The sequence below is a fragment of the uncultured Thiothrix sp. genome, from assembly GCF_937873765.1.
Lineage (GTDB): Bacteria > Pseudomonadota > Gammaproteobacteria > Thiotrichales > Thiotrichaceae > Thiolinea.
In genome coordinates this window covers 40,107-57,617 of the sequence record NZ_CALMZC010000005.1, presented here as the reverse complement: position 1 = coordinate 57,617, position 17,511 = coordinate 40,107, and the positions used below count along the sequence as shown (strand labels likewise).

Below are 17,511 nucleotides of genomic sequence, written 5' to 3'. Positions count from 1 at the left end.
GTCATTGGCGAATTCATTAATCAGATGTTTTTCAACTCTTCTGGTGCATGACCCAGATTTTTTAGTTGGTTTTTCAATTGTCTTTTGATTGAGTACCGAATAAGTGCTCGTTTTCCTATTCTAAATTCTATCTAGTACTAGCAACGTATATTATATTTTTTCAATAGAACTCGTAGAGTTATGATTAACCCAAGGTTTGGGATGCATAAACAATAGTTTTTTCAAGAGTTTAGAAAGCTACTTCCAAATTAATATAGAAATGACTATAGCAAGAACTAGTGTAGTTAATGTACAGAAACATCATAAATGTACTTAAGTGAGTTGTTTGTGTCTCTCTAGCTAAGACTCTTTGTCTCAAAAAACAATAAAATTGAGACATATCCATTTTAATCACCTATTATCTCAATTATTGGCTTTTTTGAGATAGAGAGATGGTAAAAAATCCCCCCTATAATAATGAAAGCAGTTCTGGTGCTTTTTCGAAAGTACTTGGGTTGATTGTTCAAGATGACATTGAAAAGCTCAGTGATTATTTTGAGTACCAACGAATCGTTGATGAAAAAGGTAGATACCTTCACTTTGATAAGTTTCGGTACAAAGTACCGCCCAACATTAATCCTAGTTGGGCTTGGGTGTTTATGCGTCATGCTCGCAGTCAGCAGTTACAGCCCTTATTGAAATTAGGTGAGCCTGAGCAAGTATGTCATTACCTATTGACTCCTGTTATGCAAAAAGCTTTTTCGCTGGTAGATAGGCATACTAATTCTGCTGCCCTCGACATTATGAGCAGACGTATTGGTGAGAAAGTACAGCTCAGTCGCTACTTAATCAGTGATTTAATTGAAGATGAGGCGATTAGTAGTAGCCAGCTCGAAGGATCAGCAACCACGACGATTGTGGCTAAAGAAATGCTAAAGCAGCAAAGAAAGCCAAGAACACCTGATGAAAAAATGATTATTGGCAATTATAAAATGATGCAGTTCGCATGGGAAAAGCGGCACGAGTCGTTATCGGTAGATATGATAGCCAAAATGCATCGTATTGGAACAGAGGGTATTGATGACGTACGATATACTCCAGGTATTTTTAGAAAAACCGACGATGTGGTGGTAGTAGGAAGAGATGATGAAATCGTGCATCAGCCCCCACCCGCACTGGGGGTTAGGCAACGTCTGAAAAACCTTGTGGAATGGGTGAATACCTGCCACGACGATGCTGCGAGCGATATTTATATTCATCCACTAGTAAAGTCTATCACCTTGCACTTTGCGATTGGTTACGAACATCCTTTTAGAGATGGCAATGGTCGGGTTGCAAGGGGTTTGTTCTATTGGCTGATGTTTAAGTATGATTATATTGCATTTAGGTATATTTCCATCAGTATGCTGTTAAAGAAAGCCCCCACTAAATATGCTTGTTCTTATCTGTATACAGAAACCGATCATATGGACTTAACTTACTTTTTTGACTATCAATCAAGAATCATTGTTCAAGCCATTATGTCGTTTTTGGATGCGTATAAGAAAATCCGTGAAGATGCAGAGCGTTTTGATCGTTGGCTTTGGGATAGTGGGTTATACGGAAGATTAAGCGATAAACAACGAACGCTTTTGAATATTGCTAAAGATGATGCCTTCCGTTTATTCACCATTCGGCAGGTGCAGGAAAACCTTGGCTGTTCGTACAATACTGCAGCAACAACCTTAAATGGATTGGTTGATTTCAAATTATTCTCTAAAAAAAAATCGGGACGGGAATGGATGTACTCAATGAATAGTAGGCAGGAAATTTTGCAAAAGTGGCAGAGTTGACAACTAGGTGATAAAAGGCAAGCTCGCTGCGTGAAAACCCTAAAATAGCCAATATATACTACTTATTAGACTCTTTGATGAGTTGTGATTGAGCAGATTTCGTGACCACTGCTCTCTTGTAGCTATTAACCATTATTCTAGGCGCAGTCGCGGCATGGTTCTGGCCAGCCTACCAACGCAAACAAGCCTTAAAAGAGCCTTTTCCAGCCGAATGGCGCAAGATTCTGGCAAAGAATTTTCCCGTGTATCGACGGATGCCCGCTGATTTGCAATTGCAGTTAAGGCAGCGAATCAAGCTGTTTTTGCATCAAAAGCAATTTACCGGCTGTGCAGGCTTAGCAATTACCGATGAAGTGCGGGTGACAATTGCTGCGAGTGCTTGTTTATTGATTCTAAATCGCGTGACCGATGTGTATGCAGGCTTGCGGTATATTTTGGTGTATCCGAATGCGTTTCTCGTGGAGGAAGAGGCTGTGGATGGTGCTGGTTTAGTCAGCTTGCAAGCAAAAGGTATGCTTGGCCAGTCTTGGAGCAATGGCAAGATTATTTTGTCATGGGCGGATGTGCTGAAGGGTAATCGCGAGTTTAACGATGGGAACAATGTAGCTTTGCATGAGTTTGCACATCAATTGGATAATGAAAGTGGCGGGACTAATGGTGTGCCGGTTCTAGCCAGTGCAGAGCAATACGAACATTGGGCAACAGTGTTGAAAGCGGAGTTTGACGCTTTGCGCCAAGCTGCTTTTCAGGGTGACCCGACTCTAATTAATTATTATGGAGCGACGGCTCCTGCTGAGTTTTTTGCCGTGGTCACCGAAGTGTTTTTTGAGCAACCGAAACAATTAGCCGCTCAGCATCCAGCACTCTTTGAACAGTTGAAAGCTTATTATCGTGTCGATCCCTCAGACTGGCTTTAAGTCGAGCGGGGCTGTATCTAATGGAAAGCTTTCTGGCTAAATATGGCCTTTCCACCAGTGTGCAGTTAGGCGGAAGCATGCTATCTGTAACTTGAATACCCCGACCTTAGGATTGCTCACAGCCTGCTATTGATTTCCCGAAATGAAATCAATGGTAATCTCATAGGCGTCAAGCCAGTGGCCTGCTGTTTCTTCTGCAGTAACAATCGTGAATGCTATAAGAAAGCTATTCGTCGAGTTTCAAGCTTATTTATAGTAGGGTGAGGCCTTAAGCGTTCAAGCTCATTGAGTTTAAGCGCTTAGAGCTTCACTAAAGGGATGTTGAAATTTATAGTTAAAAATTAAACGTCAAGTTCCCTGTTAATTCGCCGCCTTTATATCGAGACTCTAATCTTGAGCCATCAACTGCTTTGGCACTACGTGATTTACCTAAATTAGTATACTGATATTCTAAGCCAACACTGATATTTTTGCTAAGAGCAAGATTAACCCCCGCACCTACTCCATAAGCCGCTCTTGTTTGGGTGCGTTTGGCATAGCTCGTACTATTAATCTCATCTTGTGCAAGGCGTCCCTGTAAACTATTCCGTGCTAAACCTACACTACCTTTGGCATAAGCTTGCATTTTATAGGGTAGAGGGAGTCGATAGACACCACTAATCATCACTGCCTTGTGTTTATTCTTAGCATGCTCAACTTCATAATAAGAGCGCTGGCCGCGTGCTTCCCAACCACGTCTACGCCAATCAGCTTCGATACTGTAGTGAGGACTTAAATGATAACCGATGCGTAGATCAGTGATTTTGGTTTTATCCAGTGAACCGTGATCAGCATCTTTAGAGGGTAAACTTAAATTTCTTTTTACCCCGCCTGTTGCTTGGCTCAGCTTGGGTTTATGATAAGTTTTTCCTACTGAAACTTCACCATACCAATTAGTTTCTGCATAACTAGCGCTGGATATGCATAAGCAGCAACTGGCAATCATTAATTTTTTCATACTAACAACCTCAGAATATTTAATTAATAAAACAGGGTGATTGATTTTTTATGGATACTAAGTTTATTAATTTATAGCTCTTTGTATTTTATAGGCTAAAAGCCTATAAGCCATATTCAAAAATATAGTTGGGTATTTAAAAAATACTAATTAAATTTATAAATAAGAACCTGCCTGCTTGAAAAATCCTTAAGTGCCAGCATATCTACAGGACTAGACTCAGTCTTGAGTGATAATAGGTACTGAAGTATGTCTCTTTCTTTAGGATTGATGATAACTATTGTGTTGGCGGCTTTAGTTGCTTGGCTATGGCCAGCCTACCAACGCAAACAAGCCTTAAAAGAGCCTTTTCCAGCCGAATGGCGCAAGATTCTGGCAAAGAATTTTCCCGTGTATCGACGGATGCCCGCTGATTTGCAATTGCAGTTAAGGCAGCGAATCAAGCTGTTTTTGCATCAAAAGCAATTTACCGGCTGTGCAGGCTTAGCAATTACCGATGAAGTGCGGGTGACAATTGCTGCGAGTGCTTGTTTATTGATTCTAAATCGCGTGACCGATGTGTATGCAGGCTTGCGGTATATTTTGGTGTATCCGAATGCGTTTCTCGTGGAGGAAGAGGCTGTGGATGGTGCTGGTTTAGTCAGCTTGCAAGCAAAAGGTATGCTTGGCCAGTCTTGGAGCAATGGCAAGATTATTTTGTCATGGGCGGATGTGCTGAAGGGTAATCGCGAGTTTAACGATGGGAACAATGTAGCTTTGCATGAGTTTGCACATCAATTGGATAATGAAAGTGGCGGGACTAATGGTGTGCCGGTTCTAGCCAGTGCAGAGCAATACGAACATTGGGCAACAGTGTTGAAAGCGGAGTTTGACGCTTTGCGCCAAGCTGCTTTTCAGGGTGACCCGACTCTAATTAATTATTATGGAGCGACGGCTCCTGCTGAGTTTTTTGCCGTGGTCACCGAAGTGTTTTTTGAGCAACCGAAACAATTAGCCGCTCAGCATCCAGCACTCTTTGAACAGTTGAAAGCTTATTATCGTGTCGATCCCTCAGACTGGCTTTAAGTCGAGCGGGGCTGTGTTATAACTGCGTACCTGAGGCCGGTTTGGCCTCTGAGTAGGAGTCTTTATGTCCACAGTTATGAACTCGTCTGAGTTAGCTAATTTAAGAAATAAAATTAATGAAACTTGGTTTGACCCTGAAACCGAAGTGGTGCAAGCACGTTTACAACAACATGGTTTAAATTTCCAAGCCCGCCAAACGATCACCGCCCAAGCTGCTAGTTGGGTGACGACTTTACGTGCTGATCCGCATCCGAACTTAATGGAAAGTTTTCTCGCCGAATATGGCCTGTCTACTGATGAAGGCATCGCCTTGATGTGTTTAGCGGAAGCTTATTTGCGCGTACCGGATACCCCCACTCTGGATGCCTTAATTCGCGATAAAATTGGTAGTGCCGATTGGGCACGGCATCAGCAGGGTGCAGATTCTTTGCTAATTAATGCCTCGACTTGGGCTTTAATGCTGACTGGTAAGTTGTTACGTCAAGATCAAGACGCGAATAGTTTAGGTGGCTCACTGCGTAAGCTAGTGCAACGCATCGGTGAACCAGTGGTGCGTACTGCGGTTGCGCAAGCCATGAGAGTGATGGGGCAGCAATTTGTGCTGGGGCGCACGATTGCTGAAGCCTTGGAGAATGCTAACAATCCGCAAGGTTTCTTACATTCTTTCGATATGCTCGGTGAGGCAGCACGTACTGCTGAAGATGCGGAACGCTATCTTTCTTCCTACTCTAAAGCGATTAAAGCGATTGGGGCACGAGCTAGTCAAAGCTATGTGCACGCTAATTCAGGTATTTCGGTCAAGCTTTCGGCCTTGCATCCGCGTTATGAGTCTGTGAATCGCGAACGAGTCTTGACTGAACTCGTGCCTAAGCTTAATGCCCTAGCTGAGCAGGCCTGCAATGCCAATATTCCATTGAATATTGATGCAGAAGAAGCCGAGCGTTTGGATTTATCGCTGGACGTGATTGAAGCCGTCTTGCGCAATCCTAAATTAGCGGGCTGGGAAGGTTTTGGGATTGTCGTACAGGCTTATGCTAAGCATTGCTTGCCAGTGTTGGAGTGGATAGCGGCTTTAGCCACGGAATTACAGCGCAAAATTGCAGTACGTTTAGTCAAAGGTGCGTATTGGGATGCCGAGATTAAACAAGCCCAAGTCTTGGGTTTGCCCGCTTATCCGGTGTTTACGCGCAAAGTTTCTACCGATGTTTCTTATTTAGCCGGAGCACGTTTTCTCTTAAGTCATCGCAGGCAGATTTATCCGCAATTTGCCACGCATAATGCCCAAACGCTGGCTGCGATTTTAGAAATTGCTGGGGCTAATAAAGAGGGCTTTGAGTTCCAACGCTTACATGGCATGGGAGAAGCTCTGCATCATTTAGTGCACGAGCAAACCCAACAACCCGTGCGTATTTATGCGCCTGTGGGGGTACATGAAGATTTACTGGCTTATTTAGTACGGCGCTTATTGGAGAATGGGGCGAATTCTTCTTTTGTGAATCAGCTTTTGGATACCGACGTACCAATTAGTACGCTGGTTCAAGACCCGATTAGTGCTGTGGAAAGTCTAAGCCTCATTCCACATCCTAAAATTCCCTTACCGCCTGAATTATTTAAGGATCGGCAAAATTCACAGGGTTGGAATATCAATCAGCCGCTGATGGCCAGTGAATTGGCCTCTGGAATGGAATACTTTAAGTCTAAGCAATGGCTAGCCGCACCGTTAGTAGCAGGTGAGACGCTAACCGGGGTGAAAAAATCCATCTTCAATCCCGCTAGCCCCAGTGATCAAGTCGGCGAAGTGATTGAAGCGACAGCCGAACAGGTAGCGCAAGCCTTGGCAACCACCTTAGCCGCCGCTTCGACTTGGCAAGCCCAAACCACTGAAGTGCGTGCTGCAATCTTAGAGGCGATTGCTGAACAATACGAAGGACAAAGCGCGGAGCTGATGGCTTTACTTTCACGTGAAGCCGGCAAAACTCGTTTAGATGCAGTGCTAGAAGTGCGTGAGGCTGTTGATTTCTTGCTGTATTACGCGGCTGAGGCTCGTAAGCCTCATAATAACACGCGTCAGGGTTTAGGCGTGTTTGTATGCATTTCGCCGTGGAATTTCCCCTTAGCGATTTTTACCGGGCAAATCGCTGCGGCTTTAGTAATGGGGAATGCTGTGATTGCCAAGCCTGCTGAGCAAACGCCACTGATTGCTTATCGTGCAGTCCAATTAATGCTCGCGGCGGGTTTGCCACCTGAGGTTATTGCACTCTTACCCGGCGATGGTGCGGTCGTGGGGGCGGCTTTAACGTGTGATCCACGCATTGCTGGGGTATGCTTCACCGGCTCTACAGAGACAGCGAGCTTAATTGATCGTTCTCTCGCTGCTGCAGGCAATGCACAAGCGGTATTGATTGCCGAAACAGGCGGTTTAAATGCCATGATTGTGGATTCCACCGCTTTGCCAGAGGCAGCAGTGCGCGATATAGTCAATTCAGCTTTCCAAAGTGCGGGGCAGCGTTGTTCGGCCTTGCGGGTCTTGTTTATTCAAGAGGATATTCGTGAGAAAGTTTTGAAAATGCTCGAAGGTGCAACCCGCGAATTAAGGATTGCTGATCCTTGGCAGCCTGCAACCGATATTGGCCCAGTGATTGATCAAGACGCTAAGCAGATGATTGAAACGCATTGCCAGAAATTTGCTAAGCAGAATAAGGTATTATTTAAACATCTGGCACAATTGGCGAGCGAGAGTTTATTTGTAGTCCCAACTGCGATTGCGTTGAATCAGCTCAGTGATTTAGAGCGCGAAATCTTCGGCCCTGTCTTGCATGTGATCAGCTTTAAATCGACAGAGATTAAGCAAGTGCTAGCGGCGATTAACGCTAGTGGCTACGGTTTAACCTTGGGAATTCATTCGCGTCTAGATGATCGAGTGCAAGAGCTGACGAGCGAAGCGCATGTTGGCAATATTTATGTGAATCGTAATCAAATTGGCGCAGTGGTTGGCGTACAGCCGTTTGGAGGCGAAGGCTTGTCTGGTACAGGGCCAAAAGCTGGTGGCTCTCATTATTTAGCGCGTTTTAGTCAAGCTCAACCCCCTGTCTTGAAGCTGCAAGCTATCTCAGTGCCTAGTTATATGGCGAGTTTGCCTCTGCTCGGCGTACAAGAGTTTGCGGCTAAAGCAAGGACTGCGCAAAACACTTGGGATGAGTTGTTTTTAAAGCGTGCGGCTCTACTCTCAGCAGCTAGTAGCTTGTTAGTAGAGGTACTTAAACAGCCAGCTCAGCAGATTTTAGCCAATTTGCAGTCTGAAGCGGTGGAAGAGTTGGTTTTACCTGGACCAACGGGCGAATCCAATCGTTTAAGCTTACATGGGCGTGGGTTGGCTTTATGTTTGGGTGGTGGTGAGCAGTCTGAGCATGCTTTATTAGCGCAAGCTTTGATGGCCTTGTTAGCAGGAAATGTCGTTGCTTTGCCGAATACCGAACTAGCTAAGCACCTAGTCACCGCTTTGTATAAGGTAGGCTTGTCTAAAGATTTGGTTGCAGTGGTTGAGATCGAGCAGCTCACAGAAACTTTGAAAAGTTTCCCACATTTGGCTTTGGTTGCCAGTGAAGCGACAGACGCAGAGTTAATGATTATTCGCCAAGCTTTGGCGGCTAGAGCAGGAGTCCGTGTACCTTGTGTTTCTGTGCATGCGGGTTTAGAGCGTTTCTACTGTGAACGGGTAGTGACAATTGATACCACCGCTTCTGGGGGGAATGCATCTTTACTGACTTTGGATGAGCCAGAGCTGACCCATTAACTTTGTAGGACTTAGCTGGTCTAGGGTTTTAGGCCAGCTAAGTTAAATCGCTTAGTTATTCAATTCAGCTAAGGGCGCATGCGTAAATAATAAATTCCCGACATAGCGAGCACCGGCTGGGGTTAAATGCCCGCCATCAAAGGAAATCAGTTCTAAATCGGGGGTAAACAAAGGGCAAGTATCGCCTTCACCGCAAGTAATACGATGAATATCTACGAAATTAGTTGCACCGACTTGATCACGCAGGGTTTGATTCACCGCCATTTGCTGCTCATCAACAGAGTTACGTAGTTTTAGTAAGTCTTCATCGGTTTGGCGTAAATAGCTGCGTACATTAATTTTGCCAAAGCTTTTGCGGCCAAGAATTTTCACTGTTTGCTTAGGCTGAACCCCTAGATTTTTTAAAGTGGTCGTAATTCGTTCCGCCGCCCAAGGCTTCCAACTGGAAGCAATAATAATTAAATCAGCTTCAGCCATTTGCTCTTTAGCGGCATTCAAGTGATCGGCTTCGGCACAAATTTGCTTATTCTTTTCTTCAATGAAATTGGAAACGTCTTCGTCACCTAAATACAGTTGGCAGATATTGGGAATATAGCGGGTACGGATTTGATAATTTGCTAAAGCTTTGTTTTCCAAAACCATATTTAAAAAGTCTTGGGCATGGCTATCACCCATGATTAAAGCTTTTTTGCGCGTATCCTGTAGATCAAACGGCTTTTTGGCGAGTTCTAAATAGCGAGCACGCACATAAGTTCCACCCACTTCATTATCAGCCGCTTTGACCATCGCATCGCGTTTGGCATCAGCAAAACTGGGAGTCAGCACTAAACTACTAGCAACCACTAAGCTAGTAAGGAATAGATTAAGATATTTCATGAAACAGCCCTTCATTGAGTTAATGCTTGCTAGCTAAGATTGCTAACCAGCGATTCAGTTCCCTTGAATCTGTTTTAAACAACAGAATTCGTTTGGGCAAACCTATAGCCTAAGCCTAAAAAGCATAGGCTAGCGACTGCCGCAAAGATAAAAATTTGCTTGCGTGTGAAACGCTGGCGCTGACGGAAAGGGCGTTCGACAAAGCGCCAACTGAACCAAGCCAGTAAAAGACTACTAAAAGCCATGGCTGCCATTAATTCTAAACTAGGCTCTAAATAAGGCTGCATGCGTGCAAACACTAATAAAGGCTGATGCCAGAGATAAGCGCTGTAGGAAATCAAGCCCACGAATACTAAGGGCTTCAGGGATAAAATTTGTCCGGCTAGATTGTTAGGTGTCGCAAACAGAATAATTAAAGCAGCGCCGATAGTCGGCAAGAGCGCATAGCGACTAGGAAAAGGCAGGCTATTATCCAGTAAAAAGATTGAGCCTAGGATTAAGGCAACTCCAGTAAGGCTGAGCAACTGTGTCAACCAGCCCGTTGTGGGTTGATGATTCTTTAAATAAACGGCGGCTAAAGCACCTGTTAATAGTTCCCAAAAGCGGCTAGGCAGGAGATAAAAATTCGCACCAGCATCCACGCGCCATAAATACTCAGCAGTCGCTAAACCGATGACAGCGAGCAAGCCTAAACTTAGATAAATCGCTTTGCGTCCAAATTTCCATAAGAAGGCCAAAAGCAGTGGGAAGATGACATAATACTGCTCTTCAACAGCTAAGCTCCACGTATGCAAGAGTGGAATATATTCCGCCTCGGTCGCGAAATAATCGCTTTCTTTCCAGAATAAGAGATTGGAGGCAAAGACTACTACCGCCATCAAACTGCGCCCAAAGGCAGCCAGCTCATGCGGTAACAGCAGCCACCAAGCTAGCGCTGCAGTAAAGCTCAGCACTAGAAATAAAGCAGGTAGAATCCGGCGAATCCGCCGTTCGTAAAAGCTGAATAAGCTAAATTGTTGATTTTGCAGTTCATCGAGCAGAATCGAGCTAATTAAATAGCCGCTGATGACAAAGAAAATATCCACCCCGACAAAGCCACCGCTAAAACCAGCAAAGCCTGCGTGATAAGCAATAACAGGTAATACAGCCAAAGCACGGAGGCCGTCTATTTCGGTACGATAATGCATAAGACTCAACAGCGCATAAAAAGCCTGATTATGCACTGAAAAGTGCTGGCAAGTCGTGTTAAGCCAGCACTCAAGTGAAACTTAAGAGGTTAATAAGGTTTTAACTCGGTTGTTTGCTTGTGGTTTGTTTGGATGCAGCCAACATACGTTTAGCTATTTGTTTATGCCTAATGGTAATTTGCGTATCGGTCAAATTAGCAGAGGTTTTATCTTGAGAACTCGAGCCAGCTTTAGTGGTTACCCGATAGTTGTAGGTGGTGAAGGCTTCTATATCAACATAACTCAACATACCATTCTCCTCGTAGTGGTAAATTAAAAGTCAGCTTTTAGAAAGCTAATTATTATCAGTCTCAGTCAGCTCACTCCCTCTTTAATGAGCTATTAAAACAACGCTTAATTGAATGTCACTCCTCCTGATTAGTTTTGAACAAAAACAGCTTATTTAAGCAAGCTGTTGCCTTAGCTTAGTAAAAGATGCTTGCAAGATTCTATAAAACTTAGGTTTCGTATGCTTTTTGAGCGCTTTCTTAAGTGGCACTATTTTAGGTACAGCTTGATTCAATTCTGGAATTTTGGTGTGTAGCTGATTAGCTGTTTGTTGCAGCTCGTTAACTAGTGGTTGGTCTAAATTGAGTTGAGCAAAGGGCTGCAGCGCTACTTCAATTTGCTCTAGCAGCGAGTGATAAACAAATAGATTCTGAAAATCGGTTTTCAGACCTTGTAAGCAGATGAGGCGTGCTAATTCTAAATACACCTGCTCCTTAAATCCCCCATCGGTTTGACTTTGAGCTTGTGCCGTTAAGTAAAAGGGCAGGGAATAGGGCATGAGCCTACCGAAGCTGATCAGATGATCGGTTGCTAGTAAGCGCTGGGTAAAGGCTTCAGGAGCTTGGAGATCCAGTTCAAAATACTGCTTAAGTAATTGTTCAATCTCAGTAATGATTGCTGGCTCAATCGGTTTCGTGCAGCTTAAGGCTTGCTGATGATAGTTCAGCAAATGCCCCAGATGGGTGCGGGCATACAGCGTATCGACATGCGTTTTTCTTTTGTAGTACTCATAAATACGCTCAGCTTGGTTTTGGGCAGGTTTCAACTGTACAGGCTGATTAGCTATGACCGCCATATGTGTTATTCCTAATGCTTCCACATGGCAATAGCTAAAGCCAGCTTGATAGGCTAGTTGTTCAAGTTGTTGAGCCGAGGTCACAAAATAATGTGAGCCAGTCGACAAAGCGGCATATAACTCACCTGGAGCAGTCTGAGGCTGCAAGACTTCTGCACGTGGGGTAGTTAACAGGATCATGCCATTCGTGCTTAACTGTGTCTTTAACTCTTGAAGAAACTGCACCGGATCAGCGATATGTTCCAACACTTCAGTCGCGTAAATGAAGTCAAATTGCTTTTCTTTTAGAGCATTAGCTTCCACTAAGTAGCTGGCTAAAATGGGTAGATCTAAGACTTTTGAGCCGATGACGCCATAAGCAGAGGGTTCTAAACCGATGACTTCCTTAGCAGGCCAAAGAGTGCGGCAATAATCCAGCGCTACCCCTGCATTACAGCCAATTTCTAAAACCGAATTAAATTGCTCAAAAGGCAGGCGCTCTAGCATCGGTACTTTCCAATTCAAGCCATTAACGATTTCTAGATAATGATGAATCAGATAAACAAAATTGGGGTCTTGTAGGACTTGCTCGATGGGCGGGTAAGATACATTTTTAGCAGTGGCTTCAGGAAACCAAGCACTTTCACAGGCACTGCATTGCGCTAAATCTAAATAGCCGCGTTCTGCAAGGAAGTGTTGGCTTTGTAAAATGATCTGATTCTTTTGCTCATTATGGCAAAGCGGACATTGCGCAGAAGTAGATGATCTTTGCCAAATAATGCGGGAAGATTGCATGCTAGCGTGCTCGTTATGATTATTGGTATAACCAACATCATAACTAAGATTTAGATAGATTACATCTATGTATCCATAAGATTATTGGCGATAAAGCTAGCAACCCTAGTTAAATAATTGCTAGCCTGCAATTTAACAACAGGCTGAACCTGCAGGTTGATCTTTAGGCACACAGCAGGATGCATTAGTGCTAGTCACTGCTAATGGTACACAGCAGCTACTAGTAGTTTTCAAGTCTTCGCTACCAAACACGGGAATACTATCGAGCGTGTGGAAGGTTTCCCATGCAATCCCTTGTGGGTCATTCACCCAATATTTATCAGATTTAGCGTAGCAACAAGCGGCTTCTGTTTCTTCCACGACTTCATCTTGCAATTGTTGTAAGCGTGCATTCATTTCTGCTAACTCTTCAGCAGATTCAACTTGCATCCCTAAGTGATTTAATCCGAGTGCAGCCCCACGCTTAGAAATCGCAAAATTAACCCGTGGATCTTCCAGCATCCATTTGGCGTAGTCAGTTTTAAGGACGCTGGGCGCGCTGGCAAACATCGCCGAATAGAATTGAATACTTTCAGGCAAATTATCGACTGAGATATGAATATGCATACGTTTCATCGTTGAAGCTCCTCAGGCGAGCAGGCAGTACTATCGGTACAAGCCGAACCCGCGCAACAGTTTTCAGTTAAATAAGCGAGTAGTTGGTTCATCGTCGAGAATTGAGCTGTGTAAATGATGAAGCGTCCTGCTGAGCGCGAATCCACCAAATTAGCATGCAGCAATTCCTTGAGATGAAATGAAAGTGAAGACGGGGCTATACCCGTAAGTTCACTAATCTTGCCAGCGGCTAAACCTGCTGGGCCCGCTTGCACTAAGGCACGAAACACAGCTAAACGTGACTCCTGAGCCAATGCAGCCAGCGCGTTAATGATCTTTGTCTTTTCCATATTTCAATAATAGTTGAAATATGGAAATAAACAAGTGCTTTTTTTACTCTTGAAATCCGATACTTTTACCCCATCTATGGCGCATTCACATCGAAACTAACAAGAGGGACGAGCATCCATGAGTGCACCTGCAAAAGAGAATTTACAATTTCAAACGGAAGTGAACCAACTGCTGCACTTGATGATTCACTCGCTGTATTCCAATAAGGAAATTTTCCTGCGCGAGTTGATCTCGAATGCGGCGGATGCCTGCGACAAACTACGCTTTGAAGCGATTGGCAATGACAGTTTGTATGAAAATGATGGTGATTTGCGTGTTGAAGTCGAGTTCGACAGCGCCGCACACACCATTACGATTCGCGATAATGGCATCGGCATGAATCGCGATGAAGTCGTCAGCAACATCGGTACGATTGCCCGCTCTGGCACTAAAGATTTCTTACAAAAACTCACGGGCGACCAGAAAAAAGATGCGCATTTAATCGGTCAATTTGGGGTGGGTTTCTATTCAGCTTTTATTGTCGCTGACAAAGTGAGTTTAACTACCCGCCGTGCTGGCTTGCCGAAAGATCAATCAGTACGCTGGGAATCGGATGCACAATCAGGCTATAGCTTAGAAACTGTTACTAAAGAAACCCGCGGTACTGAAATTGTTCTGCATCTAAAAGAAGAAGAGCAGGGCTTAGCCAATGACTGGCGCTTACGTTCAATTATCCGTAAATACTCTGACCATATTCCACTACCGGTGAAAATGCTGAAAACGGCTGAAGAAGAAGGTCAAACCAGTACTGAATGGGAAGTGATCAATAAAGCTAATGCTTTATGGCGTCGCTCCAAAAATGAAATCAAAGATGAAGAATATCAAGAGTTTTATAAGCATATCTCCCACGATTGGGAAGATGCTTTGGCATGGTCACATAATCGGGTTGAGGGTAACTTAGAATATACTTCGCTCTTATATCTGCCTTCACGTGCGCCGTTTGATCTGTATGAGCAAAAACAGCAACACGGTATCAAGCTCTATGTGCAGCGCGTCTTCATTATGGATGATGCCGAACATTTAATGCCGCGTTATCTGCGCTTTGTGCGTGGCGTGATTGATTCTAGCGATTTGCCACTAAATGTTTCCCGCGAAATTCTGCAAAGCAATAAAATCATTGATTCCATGAAAAGCGGTTCAGTGAAAAAAGTGCTGGGCTTACTGGAAACCATGGCAAAAGACGAGCCAGAAAAATATCAAAAATTCTGGAAGGAATTTGGGCGTGTTCTAAAAGAAGGCCCCGGTGAAGACTTCAGTAACCGTGAGCAGGTGGCTAAATTACTGCGCTTTGCCTCGACGCAAACTGATAGTGCCGATCAAACCGTGTCACTGGAAGACTACATCAGCCGGATGAAAGAAGGGCAGGAGAAGATTTATTATATCACTGCCGATTCGCATACCGCTGCTAAGAATAGCCCGCATTTGGAAGTGTTCCGTAAAAAAGGTATTGAAGTTTTATTGCTGTCGGATCGAGTGGATGAGTGGTTAACTAATAGTCTGCATGAGTTTGCAGGCAAGCAACTGCAATCCGTGGCTAAAGGTGCTTTAGACTTAAGCAAACTGGACAGCGAAGAGGATAAAGAGGAGCAGAAAAAAGTCGAAGAGCAGTCTAAAAATCTGATTAATCAGATTAAAGACACACTCAAAGACAAAGTAGAGGATGTACGCGTTTCGCATCGCTTGACTAGCTCACCTTCTTGTATTGTCTTGAACGAGCATGATATGGCGTTATATATGCAGCACCTCTTGAAACAAGCCGGTCATGAAATGCCTAGTACGAAGCCAGTCTTGGAAGTAAATCCAAGTCATCCTTTATTAGCACGCATGGAGGCTGAAACGGATGACGAGCGCTTTGCTGAATGGGCGAGTGTGTTATTGGATCAAGCGATTTTGGCAGAAGGTGGCCAGTTAGAAGATCCGGCAGGCTTTGTTCATCGTTTGAATAAGCTGATGTTGGCGATGGGTTAAGCCTCAAGCTGAGTTTGGAAAGAAAAACGCCCTCAAAAGAGGGCGTTTGTTTATGGCTACTATGTAGGTTAAAACCAGTTGCTCTAGGATATTGCCATGCGCATTTTACTTGCAGAAGATCATGCCGAACTACGTGCAGCGATTGCACGGCGCTTACGGGCTGTCGGTAACAGTGTTGATGAAGTGGCAAGTCTGCGTGAGGCACGCACTTATCTACAGAATGCCGAATATGCCGTGATCATTTTTGATCGGATGCTACCGGATGGTGACTCGATTGCTTTGCTGCGCGAATGGCGCGCAGCGGGTCAACGTAGCCCAGTATTGTTACTCACAGCACTTGATCGTGTGCAAGATCGTGTGGAGGGTTTAGAGTCAGGTGCGGACGATTATCTAGTGAAACCCTTTGCAATGGATGAGTTGCTGGCAAGAGTGAATGTACTCGCAAGGCGCGGTTCTCCTCCACGTGCTAGCATTTTGCGAATTGCAGATTTAGAAGTGGATAGTGGGCGGCATGAGGTACGCAGGGCAGGGGTAATGATACCTCTACGTCCTAAAGAGTATGTTGTGTTGGAGCTACTCGCCGTGCGTAAAGGGCGTGCCGTCTCTAGGAATGATATTCTTGAATATGGGTGGGACACATTGGAAACTCCGGGTTCTAATGTTGAGGAAACTATCATCGCTTCATTACGGCGTAAGCTAGGTGAGCCCAGTTTAATTAAGACAGTGCGCGGCTTAGGCTATCAGTTAGATGATGCGTTTGATTAGTAAAAGTCAGTGGAAGCAATGGTGGCGGCTAGGTCTGCCCTTGTTGTTAGCTTGGAGTCTAGCTTGGTTGTTGGGCATGGCCGTGTTGGCTAAGGTAGCGATTGATTTGCGAGCGGAACGGCGTGATGCCGATCTAGACACGCAATTAGCCTTGTATGCTACTACCGTCTATGGACTCACTTGGTTTGACGCACAAGGGGTCTTTCATGATGAATTACTAAAGCTTGAACCGGATGTCTATCCCGCACCCTACGATATTTGGGTGGTAGAACCTGCAACAACTCCTATTCATCATCTTGCACCATCTAAGCCACGTTTTGCTCTAAGTGATTTCAGTTTTTTGCATTCGGCAGTGATGGGAGAAAAACGTAAGGTCTATCTCAATGGTGTAGATGCTCAGGCTGCTGCTTATCGTTTGTATGCAATTCCAACCTATTCAGATCAGATGACTGAAACAGCTCCCAAAGCCATGGTAATTGTGGTGGCTGACCCCCTACCCGGAGAGGCTGCTTATCAGGCATTTGTCCATCGTATTGTGCTAGCGGCGTTAGGGTTAGGAGTTGTGGGGCTGCTAGTTGGCTTGGGTTTGACCTATTGGAGTTTGCGCCCTGCTTGGGCTTCATTACGCCAGCGTGAGCGTTTTCTCTCAGCCACTGCTCATGAGTTACGTACTCCTGTAGCTGCTTTGCGAGGTATCTGTGAGTCTGCACAACGAGGTGATGAAGCACCTCAACGGGCTTTAACGCGCATGGAGGGTCTCTTGCGTACCGCCAGCCATACCTTGGAAGATTTACTACTGTTTGCAAGGCTGGATGCAGGAACCACGCTAGAACGTCAAGCAGTACGCCTTGATTTGTTGGTTGAAAGCCTGTTACCTGAAGATGACTCAGTCTTGTTGGAGGCTAGCACTAGTATTATCCACCTTGATCCACGCTTAGCCAGTGTAGCGGTGCGGAATTTATTAGAAAATGCGCGTAAGTATGGTTCTCAGGCAAGCAAGCCTCTCATCAAGGTTCGGGTGGCTAACGGGCAAGTGACGGTGGAGGATCAGGGTGTTGGTTTTCCCGCTGCTCTGTTAGCGCGTAAGCAAACCGATTTCGTGATTTCTCCCTCACAAGGCGGTTCGGGTTTGGGACTGGCTATTGTCAATATGATCGTCAGGCTACATGGTGGGATCTTGCGCTTAGAAAATAAGCCAGAGGGTGGAGCACGAGTGACGGTGAGTTTTCATGCGTTTCAATCATAGAAGAC

Annotated in this window: 14 protein-coding genes; 7 read left to right on the top strand and 7 right to left on the bottom strand. The window is 44.8% G+C overall.

All coding sequences use genetic code 11. The annotated features are described in order from the left end of the window. Positions 1 to 431: 431 nt before the first annotated feature. The gene (locus Q0307_RS01100) at positions 432 to 1,811 is read left to right on the top strand and encodes a Fic family protein (protein ID WP_298655207.1); all 1,380 of its coding nucleotides are present in this window, start codon (positions 432 to 434) and stop codon (positions 1,809 to 1,811) included. A 131-nt stretch (positions 1,812 to 1,942) separates the two neighbouring features. Beyond that, entirely contained in the window at positions 1,943 to 2,728 is a 786-nt protein-coding gene (locus tag Q0307_RS01095; protein ID WP_366936732.1) for a M90 family metallopeptidase, read from the top strand. Between the two features lie 334 nt (positions 2,729 to 3,062). Here the strand turns inward: Q0307_RS01095 and Q0307_RS01090 are convergent, their stop codons facing one another. Beyond that, complete coding sequence (locus tag Q0307_RS01090; RefSeq protein WP_298655204.1) at positions 3,063 to 3,725, bottom strand: outer membrane beta-barrel protein; 663 nt, start codon at positions 3,723 to 3,725, stop codon at positions 3,063 to 3,065. Between the two features lie 249 nt (positions 3,726 to 3,974). Between Q0307_RS01090 and Q0307_RS01085 the strand changes: the two genes are divergently transcribed. Both Q0307_RS01085 and putA read left to right on the top strand, forming a co-directional pair. Beyond that, on the top strand, positions 3,975 to 4,790 hold the full coding sequence (locus Q0307_RS01085) for a M90 family metallopeptidase (protein WP_298655201.1): 816 nt from the start codon (positions 3,975 to 3,977) through the stop codon (positions 4,788 to 4,790). A 64-nt stretch (positions 4,791 to 4,854) separates the two neighbouring features. Further along, positions 4,855 to 8,583, top strand: coding sequence for a bifunctional proline dehydrogenase/L-glutamate gamma-semialdehyde dehydrogenase PutA (gene putA / locus Q0307_RS01080; RefSeq protein WP_298655198.1), 3,729 nt, complete (start codon positions 4,855 to 4,857; stop codon positions 8,581 to 8,583). 51 nt (positions 8,584 to 8,634) lie between these two features. Here the strand turns inward: putA and Q0307_RS01075 are convergent, their stop codons facing one another. The 6 genes from Q0307_RS01075 to Q0307_RS01050 all read right to left on the bottom strand — a co-directional run bounded on the left by Q0307_RS01075 (position 8,635) and on the right by Q0307_RS01050 (position 13,487). Further along, positions 8,635 to 9,459: an SGNH hydrolase domain-containing protein gene (locus Q0307_RS01075; RefSeq protein WP_298655195.1), complete on the bottom strand. Its 825-nt coding sequence runs from the start codon at positions 9,457 to 9,459 to the stop codon at positions 8,635 to 8,637. A gap of 74 nt (positions 9,460 to 9,533) precedes the next feature. Next, the gene (locus Q0307_RS01070) at positions 9,534 to 10,646 is read right to left on the bottom strand and encodes an acyltransferase (RefSeq protein ID WP_298655193.1); all 1,113 of its coding nucleotides are present in this window, start codon (positions 10,644 to 10,646) and stop codon (positions 9,534 to 9,536) included. 100 nt (positions 10,647 to 10,746) lie between these two features. Continuing rightward, positions 10,747 to 10,935 (bottom strand): hypothetical protein, encoded by a 189-nt coding sequence (locus Q0307_RS01065; protein ID WP_298655190.1) that lies wholly within the window; start codon positions 10,933 to 10,935, stop codon positions 10,747 to 10,749. A 153-nt stretch (positions 10,936 to 11,088) separates the two neighbouring features. Then, complete coding sequence (locus Q0307_RS01060) at positions 11,089 to 12,543, bottom strand: class I SAM-dependent methyltransferase (protein WP_298655188.1); 1,455 nt, start codon at positions 12,541 to 12,543, stop codon at positions 11,089 to 11,091. Between the two features lie 132 nt (positions 12,544 to 12,675). Further along, entirely contained in the window at positions 12,676 to 13,158 is a 483-nt protein-coding gene (locus Q0307_RS01055; protein WP_298655185.1) for an ArsI/CadI family heavy metal resistance metalloenzyme, read from the bottom strand. Then, a complete protein-coding gene (locus Q0307_RS01050; RefSeq protein ID WP_298655181.1) occupies positions 13,155 to 13,487 on the bottom strand; it encodes a metalloregulator ArsR/SmtB family transcription factor in 333 nt (110 codons plus the stop codon). Before Q0307_RS01050 ends, Q0307_RS01055 begins: the two co-directional genes overlap by 4 nt. Positions 13,488 to 13,605: 118 nt before the next feature. Between Q0307_RS01050 and htpG the strand changes: the two genes are divergently transcribed. From htpG to Q0307_RS01035, 3 genes are all read left to right on the top strand, one after another. Continuing rightward, positions 13,606 to 15,495 carry a molecular chaperone HtpG gene (gene htpG, locus Q0307_RS01045; protein ID WP_298655178.1) on the top strand — a complete coding sequence of 630 codons (1,890 nt, stop codon included), beginning with the start codon at positions 13,606 to 13,608 and terminating at the stop codon, positions 15,493 to 15,495. A gap of 96 nt (positions 15,496 to 15,591) precedes the next feature. Then, complete coding sequence (locus Q0307_RS01040; protein ID WP_298655175.1) at positions 15,592 to 16,260, top strand: response regulator transcription factor; 669 nt, start codon at positions 15,592 to 15,594, stop codon at positions 16,258 to 16,260. Beyond that, entirely contained in the window at positions 16,244 to 17,506 is a 1,263-nt protein-coding gene (locus Q0307_RS01035) for a HAMP domain-containing sensor histidine kinase (RefSeq protein ID WP_298655172.1), read from the top strand. Before Q0307_RS01040 ends, Q0307_RS01035 begins: the two co-directional genes overlap by 17 nt. Positions 17,507 to 17,511: the final 5 nt, after the last annotated feature.

What these genes read in the sequence shown, in the direction of transcription:
- Q0307_RS01070 (WP_298655193.1), bottom strand. Translation starts at nt 10,646, where the DNA reads ATGCATTATCGTACCGAAATAGACGGCCTCCGTGCTTTGGCTGTATTA.
- Q0307_RS01075 (WP_298655195.1), bottom strand. Translation starts at nt 9,459, where the DNA reads ATGAAATATCTTAATCTATTCCTTACTAGCTTAGTGGTTGCTAGTAGT.
- putA (WP_298655198.1), top strand. Translation starts at nt 4,855, where the DNA reads ATGTCCACAGTTATGAACTCGTCTGAGTTAGCTAATTTAAGAAATAAA.
- Q0307_RS01055 (WP_298655185.1), bottom strand. Translation starts at nt 13,158, where the DNA reads ATGAAACGTATGCATATTCATATCTCAGTCGATAATTTGCCTGAAAGT.
- htpG (WP_298655178.1), top strand. Translation starts at nt 13,606, where the DNA reads ATGAGTGCACCTGCAAAAGAGAATTTACAATTTCAAACGGAAGTGAAC.
- Q0307_RS01065 (WP_298655190.1), bottom strand. Translation starts at nt 10,935, where the DNA reads ATGTTGAGTTATGTTGATATAGAAGCCTTCACCACCTACAACTATCGG.
- Q0307_RS01090 (WP_298655204.1), bottom strand. Translation starts at nt 3,725, where the DNA reads ATGAAAAAATTAATGATTGCCAGTTGCTGCTTATGCATATCCAGCGCT.
- Q0307_RS01050 (WP_298655181.1), bottom strand. Translation starts at nt 13,487, where the DNA reads ATGGAAAAGACAAAGATCATTAACGCGCTGGCTGCATTGGCTCAGGAG.
- Q0307_RS01100 (WP_298655207.1), top strand. Translation starts at nt 432, where the DNA reads ATGGTAAAAAATCCCCCCTATAATAATGAAAGCAGTTCTGGTGCTTTT.
- Q0307_RS01035 (WP_298655172.1), top strand. Translation starts at nt 16,244, where the DNA reads ATGATGCGTTTGATTAGTAAAAGTCAGTGGAAGCAATGGTGGCGGCTA.
- Q0307_RS01060 (WP_298655188.1), bottom strand. Translation starts at nt 12,543, where the DNA reads ATGCAATCTTCCCGCATTATTTGGCAAAGATCATCTACTTCTGCGCAA.
- Q0307_RS01040 (WP_298655175.1), top strand. Translation starts at nt 15,592, where the DNA reads ATGCGCATTTTACTTGCAGAAGATCATGCCGAACTACGTGCAGCGATT.
- Q0307_RS01085 (WP_298655201.1), top strand. Translation starts at nt 3,975, where the DNA reads ATGTCTCTTTCTTTAGGATTGATGATAACTATTGTGTTGGCGGCTTTA.